This is a genomic window from Streptomyces sp. cg35 (assembly GCF_050410835.1).
Taxonomy (GTDB): Bacteria; Actinomycetota; Actinomycetes; order Streptomycetales; family Streptomycetaceae; genus Streptomyces.
This window is the reverse complement of sequence record NZ_CP191268.1, coordinates 8,668,455-8,683,696: the sequence shown is the minus strand read 5'-3', so window position 1 is coordinate 8,683,696 and position 15,242 is coordinate 8,668,455. Positions and strand designations below refer to the sequence as shown.

Annotated in this window: 11 protein-coding genes; 5 read left to right on the top strand and 6 right to left on the bottom strand. The window is 71.4% G+C overall.

What is annotated here, in order from left to right:
* Positions 1–205 precede the first annotated feature (205 nt).
* The 3 genes from ACQUQD_RS40010 (at position 206) to ACQUQD_RS40000 (ending at position 3,172) form a co-directional block, all read left to right on the top strand.
* Complete coding sequence (locus ACQUQD_RS40010) at positions 206–964, top strand: MBL fold metallo-hydrolase (RefSeq protein ID WP_428957149.1); 759 nt, start codon at positions 206–208, stop codon at positions 962–964.
* Positions 965–1,239: 275 nt separating this feature from the next.
* Positions 1,240–1,803, top strand: coding sequence for a hypothetical protein (locus ACQUQD_RS40005; RefSeq protein WP_428957148.1), 564 nt, complete (start codon positions 1,240–1,242; stop codon positions 1,801–1,803).
* 430 nt (positions 1,804–2,233) lie between these two features.
* On the top strand, positions 2,234–3,172 hold the full coding sequence (locus tag ACQUQD_RS40000) for an alpha/beta fold hydrolase (protein ID WP_428957147.1): 939 nt from the start codon (positions 2,234–2,236) through the stop codon (positions 3,170–3,172).
* Between the two features lie 57 nt (positions 3,173–3,229).
* Here ACQUQD_RS40000 and ACQUQD_RS39995 read toward each other — a convergent pair whose 3' ends face one another.
* From ACQUQD_RS39995 to ACQUQD_RS39980, 4 genes are all read right to left on the bottom strand, one after another.
* Positions 3,230–3,904, bottom strand: coding sequence for a TetR family transcriptional regulator (locus ACQUQD_RS39995; RefSeq protein WP_428957146.1), 675 nt, complete (start codon positions 3,902–3,904; stop codon positions 3,230–3,232).
* A gap of 134 nt (positions 3,905–4,038) precedes the next feature.
* On the bottom strand, positions 4,039–4,860 hold the full coding sequence (locus tag ACQUQD_RS39990; RefSeq protein WP_428957145.1) for an oxidoreductase: 822 nt from the start codon (positions 4,858–4,860) through the stop codon (positions 4,039–4,041).
* 875 nt (positions 4,861–5,735) lie between these two features.
* Positions 5,736–6,113 carry a VOC family protein gene (locus tag ACQUQD_RS39985; RefSeq protein ID WP_428957144.1) on the bottom strand — a complete coding sequence of 126 codons (378 nt, stop codon included), beginning with the start codon at positions 6,111–6,113 and terminating at the stop codon, positions 5,736–5,738.
* Positions 6,114–6,366: 253 nt separating this feature from the next.
* Entirely contained in the window at positions 6,367–7,293 is a 927-nt protein-coding gene (locus ACQUQD_RS39980) for an alpha/beta hydrolase (protein WP_428957143.1), read from the bottom strand.
* A 244-nt stretch (positions 7,294–7,537) separates the two neighbouring features.
* Here ACQUQD_RS39980 and ACQUQD_RS39975 point away from each other — a divergent pair, with 244 nt between their 5' ends.
* Positions 7,538–7,945, top strand: a complete 408-nt coding sequence (locus ACQUQD_RS39975; protein WP_428957142.1) for a DUF2255 family protein — start codon at positions 7,538–7,540, stop codon at positions 7,943–7,945.
* A 583-nt stretch (positions 7,946–8,528) separates the two neighbouring features.
* Positions 8,529–11,324 (top strand): AAA family ATPase, encoded by a 2,796-nt coding sequence (locus tag ACQUQD_RS39970; RefSeq protein ID WP_428957141.1) that lies wholly within the window; start codon positions 8,529–8,531, stop codon positions 11,322–11,324.
* 47 nt (positions 11,325–11,371) lie between these two features.
* Here the strand turns inward: ACQUQD_RS39970 and ACQUQD_RS39965 are convergent, their stop codons facing one another.
* Entirely contained in the window at positions 11,372–12,322 is a 951-nt protein-coding gene (locus ACQUQD_RS39965) for an SDR family NAD(P)-dependent oxidoreductase (RefSeq protein WP_428957140.1), read from the bottom strand.
* A 139-nt stretch (positions 12,323–12,461) separates the two neighbouring features.
* Positions 12,462–15,176: an AAA family ATPase gene (locus ACQUQD_RS39960; RefSeq protein WP_428957139.1), complete on the bottom strand. Its 2,715-nt coding sequence runs from the start codon at positions 15,174–15,176 to the stop codon at positions 12,462–12,464.
* Positions 15,177–15,242 lie beyond the last annotated feature (66 nt).

Here is a 15,242-nt window from a genome sequence, read left to right as displayed (position 1 = left end):
GAGTCGACCAAGCATCCCAGTACATGCCCTGCCCTCACAGTCTCACACCTCAAGTGTGAGGCATCTCGCCCGTCGACACGTGTACACACACATGTTTCCGCACAGCCCATCGTGAACGCGCCCCCAGAAGCACGTTGCTAGCCTGGTGGCACTCACGGCGTCGGCCGTCCGTACGGCCGAGCAGCCACCATCGGGAGGTACCGGTATGCAGAAGGTCCTGAGCGACGACGCCGTGGTGCGCGTCAACGACTCGGTCCACCTCGTCTCGGGAAGCAACACCAACTGGGTGATCGTCAAAGACGGTGACAGCTGCACGCTGATCGACACCGGCTATCCCGGCGACCGGGAGGCCGTGCTGGCGTCCCTGAGCGCTGTCGGCCTCGCCCCGGAAGCCGTCAGCGCCGTTCTCATCACGCACGCCCACAATGACCACATCGGTGCCGCCGAGCATCTGCGCACCACCTTTGGCACACCAGTGCTGATGCACGAGGCGGAAGTACCGCACGCCCGGCGCGACTTCCTCCATCAGGTGACCGCGGGCCAGGTGCTGGCGCAGGCCTGGCGGCCCGGTGTGCTCCCCTGGGCGCTGCACGCCGTGCGGTCGGGCGGAACGGCGCACATGAAGATCGGCGATCCCCGCGCGTTCCCCGCACCGGGCCCGCTCGACCTGCCGGGCGGCCCCGTCCCCGTGCACACACCCGGGCACACTCAGGGGCACGCGGCCTACCACCTGCCCGGAAGCGGCATCCTCGTCACCGGCGACGCCCTGGTGACGGCCCATGCCACCTCGCGTATCAAGGGCCCGCAGCTGCTCCCCGGCATGTTCCACGCCGACCGTGCCCGGGCGCTGGAATCGCTCTCCCTCCTCGAGCCCGTGCCGGCCGACGTGGTCCTGCCCGGGCATGGTCCTGCGTACCAGGGCGCGGTGAAACATGCCGTCGATCTGGCGCGCGAACGCGCCTGAGGGGCCGCACACCCCGGCCGGGCCGGGAACCGGGCGCCACCAACTGCCGCATCCGCTGCGCCGGCCTCTTCAGAGAGGTACGTTCGGGGTGAGTACCCAGGTCGGCGCGTGGGGCCGGTGTGTCACACAGTCCAGGCGACGCACGACAGTGTTCGAACAGAAATGACATACATCCTGGCAGTACGGGGAAGAAAGTTGTTCGCGAACTTCGGTGGCCGTCACTGGTCTGGGTACGATGCCTGCCACCATTCAACGCAAGGGAGAGTGAACCGGTTGTGGCCAGCCAATCAACCGAGACGCTCCGGTCGCGGTACGTCGAGCAAGCCGCATCGGACCTCGAGGAGAACCGCCGCCAGCAGCGGGAACTGTCCGAGAAGATCAAGATGTTGAAGCAGGAGGAAGCTCTCCTGACCGACATCCTGAGCCTCACGGAGCGGTTCCAGGGCCCGGTGGAGGCACCGCCGCTGCCGGAGCAGGCACAGGACGAAGCCACGTTCACACGCCCGCGGTCCACCACGAAGTCCGCAACCTCCGCTCCCGGCAAGGCACGTCGCCCCGCGGCGGCGCGGTCCGGCAAGAGCTCCGGCAAGGCCGGCGGCAAGGAGAAGCCGCGTCAGCCGCTGCTCGGGGAGCTCCTGACAGAGCTGCTCTCCGCGTACAAGGAGCCGCGCCTGGCGAAGGACCTGCGCGACGAACTGCTGGAGAAGCACCCGGACCGGACGCCGACGCCGCAGGTGGTGCGCAACACCCTGGAGTCGCTCGTCGCCAAGGGCCGTATCCGGCGCCACAAGCAGGAGCGTTCGGTGATGTACACGCTCGTCGAGCCGGACAAGAAGTAGCCCGCGACGGTACGGGACGGACCGGTCGTCGCGTCTCCCGGTTGTGAGCCGGTGCCATCCGTCCTGGCACCGGCCACCGCGCTGCACGTCACCGTCCGCCCACGGCATGGACGCCGGACGCACGGCGCCTGAAGCTCCGAAGGAAATCCGGGTGATTCCCCGGAGCTCCATACATGTGTTGCGTCGTAGCCGCCCGCTCCGCACACATGACACCGGTGATTCATCACAGCGCTTCATGGGCCGACGCGGTGCGCAACGGCAGCATCCCCTCGACGTGCAGGCGCCGGATGACGGAGACCCTCACCAGCCGCGGTCCACGCATTACCAGGAGTGGCGCAGGTCACAGCGGAGGAACCGAACTTCGGCGGCTGCCTCAGCATCGTGTCGGTGTCATCAGCTGTCTTCCGTCCCTGTTTCGAACGGAGCCACCATGAGCGTCACCGCGAACACCCCTGGCCAGCACGGGAGTTCGGACACCCCGTCCGGCCCGCTGTCCCCGGGCACGCACTCCGTCACCGTCGGCGGCATCACCCAGCGCTACCACGTCCACGGCACCGGCCCGGTGTGCCTGGTCCACTCCGGCGGGCCCGGCATCCTCTGGGACTACATGCGCATGCCGCTGCTGGAACAGCACCTGACCATGGTGTACGTGGAACCGATCGGGACCGGCGCGTCCGGCCGGCTGCCCTCCCACCCCCATGGCTACACGCGCGACCGGTACAGCCGCTTCCTGGAGCACCTGGTGAATCAACTGGGCGTGGCCAAGGTGTACTTGCTGGGCCACTCGCACGGCGCTTTCGTCGCCGCGTACCACGCCGTCCACCGGGCCGACCGGCTGGCCGGTGTGGTGCTGTACGGGGGCGCGCCGGTCACGGGGCCCGAGCACGGTGCGGAGGCCGCGCGCATGGTGGAGAAGTTCGCCGCCGAGCACGCCGGCCACCCCGGCCTCCCGGACGTGCTCGCCGCCTTCGGCGCCATGTCCCGTATCTCCAGCGACGAGGAGACCGCGGCGGTGGCGCGCGGAGTCCTGCCCTCGTACTTCGCCGACTACTGGGGCAACGAGGAACGCTGGGCGCCCTTTCGCGACGCGGTGCGAGCGGTGTTCATCTCCGGTCTGGACGAGAACCTCCGCCCTGATGTCATCGACGACCGGGTCGCTCTCAAGGCGCTGGGCGTCCCCGCGCTGATCGTCGTGGGCCGGCACGACGTGATCTGCGGTGTGCGCTGGAGCGAAGAGCTGCACGACCTGATCCCGGACGCACGGCTGGTGATCCTGGAGCGCAGTGGTCACCTCGGACACGTCGAGGAACCCGAGCTGTTCGACCGGGCCGTCTTCGGCTTCGTGTCCGAGACTGAGGCCGCGGCATAACAGCGCCCGCTCCCCTCGCTTGCGCGACGGCTCGGGCCGCCGTGTCCTGCGCGGAGATCAGTCCAGGCTCAGCAGCCCGATCACCGCGATGTGCAGGGTGCGGCCCAGCCGATCCGCGAAGTCGACGCGCGTGTCGGCGAGTTCGGGAGCCTGCTGGGCCTCGGCCACGGCAGGCGAGGGGTGGGCGAAGGGCCAGAGTCCGGCCGTGCAGACCACGGTCAGCGAGACCAGCTCGCGAGCGGTGGCAGGGGTCAGCCCGGCGATGTGCTGGCGCAGCAACTGGGCGAGTTCGCTCAGCAGTTGGACGTGGGCGAGCTTGAAAGCGCGGGCCGACTCCGCGGAGATGTTCCGTTCGAGTTCCGAGCCCAGCGAGCTGAACAGCTCGCACAGCAGGGACCGGCGGGCGAGGGATCGGGCGAAGGCTTCCACCACGGCCCGCGTGGACACCGTCTCAGGCTCCCGGGCGGGTGGCAGGTCTGCGGGCAGCTCCTCGATCCACTGCGCGAGGGAACGGTTGAGCAGCTCGAAGAACACCGCTTCCCTGGTCTCGAAGTACCGCACGACGTTGGTCTTCGACAGTCCCACCCGCCGGCTGAGCTCCCGCAGGCTGATGTCGCTGACGGGCATCTCTGCGAGCAGTTCCGTCGCGACCTCGAGGATGGCCTGCTTGCGGGCCTCGCGCTGCTCGGCGCTGCGCGCGCGCTGAAAGTCCGTCGGCCGAACGTCTGTCATCGTCGCTTCCTCGAAGAGCACCCGCACAGCGCCCCGACCGGCACCGCCCGCGCAACCCTACGCCCCCGCCGGTCCCGTCTCCGGCCCGGTGCTCTTCGGGGGCGTGGCGCAGGCCGGGGCGGAGGCGGCACGGGTCATACGGACTCGCTGACGTGCCGCCACACGGCGTCGGAAGCGGCGAGGGACCGCGCCGCGTCGCCGGCGACGGCCACCGCGTCCCTGCCGAGCAGCAGGTGCAGGGGCGGCTCCGGAGCCTCCGTGAGGTCCAGGAGGACCTGGGAGATACGGGCGGGGTCACCGGGCTGCTTGCCGTCCTGGCTCCGGATGCCCTCGATGGTGGCGCCGACGACCTTCTCGTACGGGGCGCTGACCGGTGGGGTGCTCATGGACGAGCCCGCCCAGTCGGTGCGCATGCCGCCCGGCTCGGCGACGGTCACCTTGATGCCGAGGGGGGCCACTTCCTTGGCGAGGACCTCGGAGAAGCCGCCCACCGCCCACTTGGCCGCTTGGTAGGCGCCCAGGCCCGGGACGCCCACGCGTCCGCCGACGGAGGAGATCTGGATGATGTGCCCGGAGCCCTGCGCCCGCAGGACGGGCAGCGCGGCCCGGGTGACGTTGACGACGCCGAAGAGGTTGGCGTCGATCTGGTCGCGGAAGGCCTGGCCGGACATGTCCTCGATCGCGGCCATGTCCGCGTAGCCGGCGTTGTTCACGACCACGTCCAGGCGGCCGAACGCCTCGACGGCGGCCTGGACCGCCCGCTGTGCGGCGTCGGCGTCGGTGACGTCCAGGGTGACGAGGCGGACGCGGTCGCCGTACTTGTCGGCGAGCTCCCCCAGAGCCTCGGTGCGCCGGGCGGTCGCGACAACGTGGTGCCCCGCCTCCAGCACCGATTCGGCGAGGACGCGCCCCAGTCCGCGGGAGCTTCCGGTGATCAGCCAGGTCTTGGTGCTCATGGTGATGCCTCGGTTTCTGTGTCGTAATTCGTTACGGGGGTGGGTAGTTGGTCGATCGGTGCGTGAGGTGCGCTCATGTGCGGGATCCGGCGCGCAGGCCGGATCGGCGACGTTTCCCGTAGGCCGTGAAGTGCGCTGCCCGGTCTCGGCGTGTCACGTCATGGTGTGCGGGCTCCGTACCGGCCGCACTTGAGCCGCGACCTGACCCGGGGCGCGCCCCGTCGCCGTGGCGAACTACTGCAGGGCGTCGACCAGTTGGCGGTTGAGCTCGACGTTGGCGCCCTGGAGGGTGGGCAGTGTCGACCGGAAGTCGCCGGGGTCTGACTCGGCGCCCGAGGGTGACGCCCAGGCGCTGGCATGCCGGGAGCACCTGTGCCTCGATGCCGTGGGCCCGGCGGAGGCTGGCCTCGCAGGCGGATCTGACGTACCCAGGGTGGCCGTCGAAGGTTGCTCGTTGAACCCGAACCCGGCCACCGGTCGACCCGGGGGCGCCGCTCGCCCCGTAGCAGCCCGAGATCGACGGGCCGCACCGATATACCGGAGCCCCCCAGAGGTGTGCGGGCCAGGTGCGCGGCGCTTGTGTTTGCCATCCGGACCACACCCGCTCCCATAAGAGGCCACTGGACCTTTACGCCATCCACCATAAAGGTCCAGTGGCCTCTTGTCGAATCGCGGGGGTGCGGATGTGCGGTGTGAGCGTGTCGAGGCGTGTACTGACGCAGGCGTGAAGTGGGGCCGCCGCAGAGCGAGGTGACGCTGCTAACGGCCTGACCCATCACCGTGGGGATGCAGCGCGGGACGCGACGTATTCCTTCGCCGTCCGCTCGCAGTTCGGCGGGCCAGGCCGGAGGTGGAGCCTCGGCCTGGCCTCGTATCTATTGCGCAGTGTCGATGCTGTCCGGGGGATCGAATACGCAGAACTCGTTGCCCTCCGGGTCAGCAACGACGATCCAGCGAAAGCCGTGTTCGCTGAGTTCTTCAGAGAGTCTCGTAGCGCCCAGCTGTTCGAGGCGATTGACCTCGAGCATCAGGTCTGCGGTGCCGAAGTCGAGATCAAGGTGCATGCGGTTCTTGCCCTGTTTTGGTTCTGGAACCTGTTGCAGGAGAAGAGTTGGTGCAGGAGTGGGCCCGACCAGGCTCAGGTAGGGAGACCCGTGGAAGCCGCGCTGATAGTCCAGCGGAGCGAGCGCGGCCAGCCAGAATTCGGCTTGCGCCTCGGTGTCGACACAGTCCAGCGTCACAACGATCTGCATGGCGGGAGGGTAGGAGGATCAGCCCGCCCTGACGATCCATTTTTCGGCAGCCGACGCCCCCTGCTCGCGCACGGACCCCTCATCGGATACGCGACACACGATCGCTCCGCCTACGTCGCAGTCATGCACTCCGCCATCCCCTTGGCACCCACCGTCGGACGGCTCGTCGCGGACGAACTCGTGACCGGCAGACCGGCCCCCGAACTACGGCGCTGCCGTCCGCACATCCGCTGACCCCGACGCGGTCGATGAATCAGAGCTCCTGGGCGAGGTGCTCGGTGTAGAAGTCGGCGAGCTTGTCGACGGCGAGGTCGATGGCATCCTTCTTGTCGTAGAGGTCGACGTGGCTGGCGCCCTCGATCCAGTGGAGTTCCTTCGGGCCGGTGGCACGCTGGTGGACGTCGACGGCCATCCAGGACGTGACGGCGCGGGTCCCGACGATCTGCAGCAGAGGGCGGGGGCCGATCAGCGGGACGGCGTGGAAGGCGTCGAAGAAGGCGAGCTTGTCGAGGCTCTCCCAGGCGAGGAACTTGGCCGAGCGCTCGTGCTCGCCGCGCGGGGTGCAGTAGTACTCGAATCCCTCGATCCCGTGCTCGCCACCGAGCGCGCCGGCCTGTTCCGCGGTCTCGGGGAACATGGTCATCACGCCGGGGTCCTCGCCACGGGCCGCAGCGGTGCGGGCCCGGGCGGCGGCGTCGAGCAGGGTCCGGAAGACGGCCGGGTCCTGGGTGCCGTCGGCGCCGAGCCGGAACTGGCGGGCGACGTCGACACCGCTGACAGTGGCGACGGCCTTCACGCGGTGGTCCCCGCCGGTGGCGGACAGCGAGTAGCCGCCGGAGGCACAGATGCCCAGCAGGCCGATGCGGTCGGCGTCGACGTCGGCGCGGGTGCCGAGGTAGGAGACGGCCGCCTTGAAGTCCTCCACACGCTGGGCGGGGTCCTCCAGCCCGCGGGGCAGCCCGCCGGACTCGCCCTGGTACGCGGCGTCGAAGGCGAGGGCGACGAATCCGCGCTCCGCCATCCGCCGCGCGTAGGTGCCCGAGGTCTGCTCCTTCACGCTGGTGCCGGGGTGACCGACCACGAGCGCCGGGCGCGGTCCCGCCTCCGGGGTGTCGGGGGTGTAGAGGTGCGCGGCGATCCGGATGCCGGCGCTGTCGAAGGTGACGCTGGTCTGGGACATGGAGGTCTCCTCGGGAATCCGTGGGGCGTTCGGGCCGGAACCGGGTCCGGTTCCGGTGGTTCGTTCCTTCGGCTGTGTGTCCGGGAACGTCTCTACGATCGCCTTGGATCCAGGGAGGGAAAAGAGACAGGTTTCTGCCTGGGAAAGAACCTTCCCCCTCACACGTGTTCCGCATGGGTGTCTGCTGCGGCGAGACTGGCGTCATCGATACGCCGGGCACCGGCAGACCGGAGGAACCGACCTGATGGCCCCCTGGACACCCGCAGACCTCGCCCTGCTCGGCCGAACCGATTCCCTCGTCCTGACCGCCGGGGACGTCGGACACCCCGGCGTGGAGACCGGCATGGTCCTGGTCCACGGGCAGTTGTACGTACGCGCGTTCCGGGGCGTCGGTTCGGGCTGGTACCGGGCGGCGCACGAGCACGGGCACGGCCGGATCCGGGTGGGTACGGTCACCCGCGACGTGCTCCTGCGGACCGATGAGGCCGGGCCCGTCGCCGCCATCGAGGCCGCCTACCGTGCCAAGTACGGGTCGGCGGCCTCAGCTCTCGTCGCGAGCACCGCTGCGCGGGCGGCGACCGTACGGATCGACCCGGCCCCGCCCGCCGGAGTGTCGACGCAGACGCTCGCCGGGGCCGACCGCACGAGCTGAGACACCCTGGTCATGGAGCGATCCGCAGGTCTGTGCCGATCATCACGCGGCAGTCCGCCGATCAACTCCTGTCACGAAGCGATACGCCACGCCTGCCGCCGCGAGCCCGGCGGTTCCGCCTCTCCCGGCCGCTGCGCGACGGCTTCCGCGGGCAGGGTCTTGCGCTGCTCCTTCCATTCAGCGAGGAGCGCGTCGTAGATCGGCGTCTGCGAGGAGTCTGCGGGCCCGTCCTCCGGTGGAGCCGCGGAGGAGTCTCCCGCCGGAACGATTCTTCCAGCGTCATTCATGACAACCATGAACAAGGAATCCCCGCCATGAGACGCATCTCTTTGCGGTACTGGGCGCCCGCGGTTCGCTATTGACCGTTCTCCTTCAAGAGTGACGTCGTGCAGGCGATTTGGGGCGCCGCGATGGCCGCGGCATGCCCATGCCGTCCGCCCCTGGCGCATCCTGCGAGTCCGGCGGGAACCAAGCTGCATGCGAACTGCCTGTTACGGCGGCCGTGTGTCCGGTGGGATGGGGACCAGGCAGGAGGGCCCCTGGTTCGCACGGGAACGCTCGACGGCCGAGAACGGGGGTACCCATGAACACGCGGGCCGAGATCGCCGCCCCTTCGGCCGACGAATTCGGCCACCACACGCCGCCGCCCGGCACCGTTGTACCGAACGAGCCTGTGGCCGCTTCCGTACTCATCGGGCGCGATGCCGAACTGGACGCACTGCGCGCGTTCGTGCACGACGCCCGGACCGACGGAGCCGCGCTGGTCGTGAGCGGTGTCGCGGGATCGGGGAAGTCGGAGTTCCTGGACGTCGGCGTCGAACTGGCCGTGGCCGCCGGAGTGCGGGTCCTGCGGTGCGACGGCGTCCGCGGCACCCGGCCCCCCGAGCTCGCCGGGCTGCTCCAGATCCTCTGGCCGATCCTGGGGGACGCGCGTCGGCCCCTGAACGACCGGCAGTTCCAGGCGCTGGAGGCACTCCTGGTCGACGGGGCGCCCGCGGAAACGGACCGGGCACGGCTGCCCTACACCGTGCTCGGCGTCCTGGAAGCGGTCAGCGCCGCGCGGCCGCTGCTGGTCGCCGTCGACGACTGGGACGCGCTGGACGGACCGACCAGGGATGTCCTGTCGTTCGTAGCTCGAAGGACCGCGGGCCGTCCTCTGGGTCTGTTGATGACCTCACGGCCGTCGCACACCCGCCCGGTCTCACCGGAGGGCCCGCCGGAGCTGCCGCTCCACCCGCTGGCGCCGGCCCAGTCCGCCGCCCTGCTCGCGATGAGGCGCCCGGGCAACGATCCCCAGGCCGTGCGCGAGCTGCTCGCCACCGCGGCCGGCAACCCTTTGGCACTCCTCGAACTCCCCACCAGGATCGACGGCTCCCTCCCCCACCTGCCCGCCTCGTCCGACCGGCTGGCCTCCGCCCTCGCCCCCGGAGCCGTCCACCTTCCCGCGGGGACCCGCGATCTGCTGCTGGTGGCGGCCCTCCACCCAACGGCGGACATCCCGGTCCTGCTGGCGGCCGCTGCGCGACTGGCGGGCGGCGCGCTGGACTTCGCCGCCGTGGAACCCGCCGAGCGCCAGGGCATCGTGATGTTCGACGGCATGCGGCTGCTCTTCAGCCACCCCGCCACAGCCGGTGCCGTGGTCCACGGCACCGGCCCCCGACGCTGCCGCTCCGCGCACGCGGCCCTGGCCGCCGAACTCAAGCAGGGCTCCGTCCGGCAGATGTGGCATCTCTCCCAGGCGGTCCAGGGGCCCGACCCGGACCTCGCCGGCCGCCTCGAGGACGTGCACCACACCGCGCTGCGACAGAACGAGACGGCCACGGCCGTGCGGCTGCTGCGGCGCGCGGCCGACCTGCACAGCAGGCCCGAGGATCAGGGGCGCTGCCTCCTGCGGGCGGCCCAACTCGCGTACGGCACGGGCTGGGTGCGCAGGGCGCGGACACTTGCGCACCGCGCGCTGCGTCATCCGCTGGGGCCGCTGGGCACTCTCTGGGCCGAGACGCTGACGCGGCCGGGAGGCGGCGCCCCGGCACGGTCGACGGACCCCGAGACCTGGCCGGCGCCGGTCGACGCCGACGAGCAGGAGAGTGCGCTGGAGCTGGCCCAGTTGGTGGCTCCGGCCGTCATCAGGGACACCCAGCGCGTGAACTCGCTCCTCGGCTTTCTCGACCGGCTGCCGGACCGGGCGGACGACCCTCGGCTGCTGTACGCCACGGCCACGGCTGCCCCACTGCGCCGGGCCACGGCCGTCATCGAACGCCTGCCCGCGTTCGGTGAGCGAGGCAACCTGCCCGTACAGCACCTGGAGCGTCTGGGCGAAGCGGCCCTGCTGGCCGGGGCTCCCCTGCGGGCCCTGGACCTGTACCGGCAGGCGGAGCGTCGCTGCCTCTTCCATGAATTGCACGACCGGATGCCGAGCGTTCTCGTCCGGCAGGGCCTGGCGCATCTGGTGACCGGCGACTGGGGGCAGGCCGAACGGGCCTTCCGGCAGAGCGGTGAGAACGCCGAGGAGCACGGCCGGGACCACCACATGACCGCTGCCGGGCTCCTCGAACGCCTCACACGGGGTCTGCGCACCGGCACCGTCCCCCTTGCGGCCGACGCCCGTGAACTCGACGTCGCCGAACGGTCCGTGGCCCGGGTGGACGAGATCATCGCCGTCGGGATCGGCTGGGCGCACGTGGAGAGCGGCGACTTCGCCACCGGCTACGCCATGCTCTGGCGGTTGCTGGCCACACCGGGGCACTGCACCGCGGCGCTCTTCGCCCTCGTGCCGTACGCGGAGGCGGCCGCGGCCGCGAACGCGGCGGACGAGGCACGCGAAAGGCTTCGGCAGCTCGCGCGGGAGCTGGGCCCCGAGCACGCCCCGATCGTCGCGGTCGGACTCGCCGTGGCCCAGGCCGTCCTGGCGCACGACCGGGACGGAGCGTCACTGTACGAGCGGGCCTTCGCCATGGACCTGTCCGAGCACCACTTCGCGGAGGCCTCCCTGCGCCTGGCCCACGGGCGCTGGCTGCGGCGGCGGCACGAGTTCACCGATTCCCGCGTCACCCTGCGCCATGCGGCGGCCACCTTCGCCATGATGGGTGCCGAGGCCCGGGTCGCCCGGATCACCGAGGAACTGCGGGCCTCCGGGGAGCGGGCGGTGGCGATCACCTCGGCCGAGCCCCGGCCGGTGCCGGCAAGGGATCTGCTCAGCGCGCAGGAACTGCGCATCGCCACCCTCGCCGGACGCGGCCTGTCGAACCGTCAGATCGGTGCGGAGTTCGGGCTGTCGCCGCGCACCATCGGCGCCTATCTGTACCGGATCTTCCCCCGGCTGGGAGTGACGGCCCGATCTCAGCTGGCCGCGGCGCTGCGCGACGAACCGACCGACTGACACGGCCGGTTCGGCCGGGCCGTTCGCGTCCCTCCCGACCGTTCGGGCTATGCAAGGGCGGTATCGGGAGCGACGCCGGTCAGGTCGCGGCTGGCATCCCACAAGCGGGCGGCGACGGACGTGTCGGCGAGGTGGTTCCACAGCGGCTCGTTCCGGGGCTCGCCGCGCAGGCCGAAGACGCGCGGTCCCCAGAGTTGGCCTCCGCGCACGGCCGGGTCGAGAACCGCCCGGACGGCGGGCCACGCGCCCGCATGCTTGCCCTGGACGAGGAGGGCCGCCGGTGCCGCGGTCAGCCGCGCGCTGGTCGGCCGCACATGGATCGGGGGCCGTGACGGGGTGAGGGAGTCCAGCGCGCCGCCGGGATGGACCACCACACTCCGCACCGCGCTGCCGGCAGCGCGCAGGCGGCGGTCGAGTGCGAGGCCGAAGTGCATCTGGGCCAGCTTGGAGCGTCCGTAGGTCCGCTTGGGACGGTAGTCCTGCCGGGACTGCAGGTCGTCGAGGTCGAGCCGCTCGGACTTGGCCGCGAAACTGCCCATGGTCACGACGCGGGCCGCCGGCGCGGCGGACAGCAGCGGCATCAGCCAGTGGGTCAAGGCGAAGTGTCCGAGGTGGTTCGTGCCGAACATGAGCTCGTGGCCGTCCCCGGTCTCCTCGCGCGGCGGGTCGTCGAGGGCGACGCCGGCGTTGTGGACCACCGCGTCGAGGCGTTCGACCTTCAGTGAATCCACCACCGTTCGCAGCGACGCGAGGTCGGCGAGGTCCAGCCGTACGGCCCGTACCCGCGCACCGGCGACCCGCGCACGGATCGAGGCCGTGGCGGCCTCGGCCTTCGTAGGGTTCCGGCTGCCGAGTACGACGGTCGCTCCTGTTGCCGACAACTGCTCCGCGACGAAGTATCCGATGCCGGCGTTGCCGCCGGTGACCAGGAAGACGCGGCCGTCGGCACGCGGCAGCCGATGGACATTCCAGGGCGGGGCGGAGGATACGGGCGACATGGCGGCGGGACTCCCTTGCTGATGAGGACGGCTGCGGCGGCTTGCCGGGCAGCACGGCCCCCACAGTCACAGCCACCACCGACATGTCGCCGATGGATCACCGACAGTCCCGCCACGGCACTGTTGCGGGTGAGCAAGCTCAGCGCAGGTCCGTCTTCTCCGCGAGCTGTGCCCGCGACGTGACGTTGAGCTTGGGGAAGATCTGGTAGAGGTGCGAGGCCACGGTGCGGGCGGACAGGTGGAGGCGTTCGCCGATGGCTCGGTTGGTCAGGCCCTGGGCGGCGAGGCGGGCGATGGTCAACTGCTGCGGGGACAGGATCTGCGCCGCCGCGGTGGCCCCGGGGCCGGCGGTGTCCGGCCGGCCTGTCGCCCGCAGTTCCGAGGCGGCCAGCTCCGCGCGGGACTTGGCTCCGAGCGACCGGAAGACGGACTCGGCCTCGGTGAGCGGGGCGCGTGACTCGACGACGCGGCGTCGGCGCCGGAGCCAGACGCCGTGGCTGAACCGGGTCATGGCATACAGCAGGGGCCATTGGTCGGCTCCGTCGCCGAGCGCCTCGCGGAAGCGGTCCTCCGCCTCGTCGTCCGGGGCGAGCGCCGCGTCGGCGTAGGCGAGGCTGCGGGCGAGCAGGGGCGCCCGCCCGGTGCGGGTCCGGCTCTTGATCTCCGCTACGACGGCCCTGGCATCGTCCGTCTCCCCCGCGGGCAGGGCCGCCTCGACCAGGAACGGCAGCCCCCAGAACTGCTCGAACGAGTAGGGAGTCAGCAGTTCGGTGAAGGACGAGCGCAGCTGGGTGTAGGCCTCGGCGTACCGTCCGGTGCCGGAGGCGGTGAGCACCCGGGCGAGGGTGGCGAGGCTCAGGTGCTGGCCCTGGCCGAGGTGCAGGGAGGCCGCCTCGATCTCGGCGGCGCACTCAAGTGCCTTGTCATGTCTGCCCTGCAGGGCGGCCAGGACGCCTTCGGCGCCGATCGCCCTGGCCTCGTAGGGGCGGTGCTCCAACCTGGCGGCGATCATCCGGCCCTCGGCGGCCCGCGCCTGGGCGGTGTGCCATTCGGCGCCGAGCCAGATCGATCCGAGGGCCCGGGCGCCCAGGATGTGCGGCAGCCGTCCGTGGCGGCCCTCGGCGCGCGCGGTGGCCTCGGCTTCGTCGAGGAACAGCGCCGCGCGGGCGAGATCGCCGGTGAGGTGGGCGACCTGGCCGAGGATGAGCCGTTCGTCGGGGTCGGGCGGCTCCGAGGTGCGCAGGGGTACGTGGCTGATCGACAGCGGGTCGGTCAGCGCCAGGGCGGCGAGTTCGCGTGCTCCCCAGGGCGGGGTGCGCAGGTCCTTCAGCGTCCGCACCACCAGGCGGCGGTCGGCGGCGCCGGTCTGCTGCCACCAGCACCGGCCCGCGGCCGCGTGCAGCAGTTTCTGCGCGAGTACGGGGTGGGTCGCGGCGATGGCACGGGCGGTGGAACACAGGTGCGCGATCCGCTCCCGGCCGACCGGGTTGTTGCCCGGCACCAGGTCGTGGAGCCACAGGAGCATGGCGTGGCCGAGGTCGCCGAGTTCGGCGGGGTCGATGCCGCGGGCGTACTGACGGGCCTGTTCGGCCAGTCCGTGGTGGCAGGCCAGTTCGGCGGCGCGCAGCAGCCGCTCCGCCCGGCGTTCGGGGTCCGGGGAGAGGCGGGCGGCGCATTCGAGTGCGGCGAGCGCCGCCAGCAGGTCGGTGCCCGCCCAAGGGCTGTCGGCCAGTGTCTCCAGGCGCTTGGCGAGTTCCTCGTCGGTTCCCGCCGCGCACTGGGCCGTGTGCCAGGCCGCGTGGGCCGGGTCCGTGACGCTCCGTCCGAGGGCCGCGTGGGCGGTCATCCGGCGTGCGGCCGATTCCGCGTGCAGGATCGCGAGGCGGATCAGCGGTCGCGGGAACCGGATGTGCTGTTCGCTCATGTCGACGAGGCCGCGCTCGGCGAGCTCTGCCAGGCCGGTCCGGGCGGTGCGCGCACCGCCCGGCAGTCCCGCGCTCGCGGCCAGGATCTCCTGACGGACCGTCGAGATGCTCAGCGCCGCGGTGAGCAGGACGCCCCGGCCGGCCGCCGACAGGGCCCCCAGTTCCTCCGCGTACGCCTCGGCCAGCTTGGGCGTCGCGGGAAGCATGCCGAAGCCGGCCGCGTCCCCGAGGCCGCTGCCGCTCAGCGACAGTTCGGTGAGTGCGAGCGGGTTTCCCCGGGCCACGGCGAGAATGAGTTCCGTCTCCGTGTGGGTCGCCGCCGGGCTGGAGCGGTGGACGAGTTCACGGGCCGCGGGTTCGGGGAGTGCCATGAGGGTGGCGCTGAGCGCGTCGGGCGGCAGCCAGGCCCCGGGAGCGGCCCGCTCCGCGACGACCATAGCCACCTGCGTCCGCTCGCAGAGCCGGGTCATCGCGCCGATCGTGGCGCGGCTGGCCGGGTCGAGCCGGTCGAAGTCGTCCACGCAGGCGAGGACGGGCCCCGGTGTCAGGGTCAGCAGCCGCAGCGCGGCCCGTGCGACGTGCTCCGGCGTCGATTCCGCGGGGTCGCCCCCCAACGCCGACTCCAGCAACGAGCTTTCCTGTTGCGGAAGTTGACCGATCCGTGGCAGACGGGGGTGAAGCAGGCCATGCAGGGCAGAGTACTGAAGGTCGCGTTCGGCGGGGGCCCAGGAGGTCGACAGTACGGGGATCTCGCGCCGCGCCGCTTCGTGGGCGGCGAACCGCAGGACGGCTGTCTTACCCATGCCCGGATCACCGCCCAGGTGCAGGGTGCGGCTGCCGTCGGGCCGGGCGGCCAGCAGCTCCGACACCAGCTCCCGTTCCCGCTCGCGGCCGATCAGGCTGCCGTTCCCCGGTATGTGCGCACCCACGTCGCGCCCTCCCCAGCCAGGATCTCGCATCACACACGTGTCGTCCGCGGAGCCATCGACCCTGCG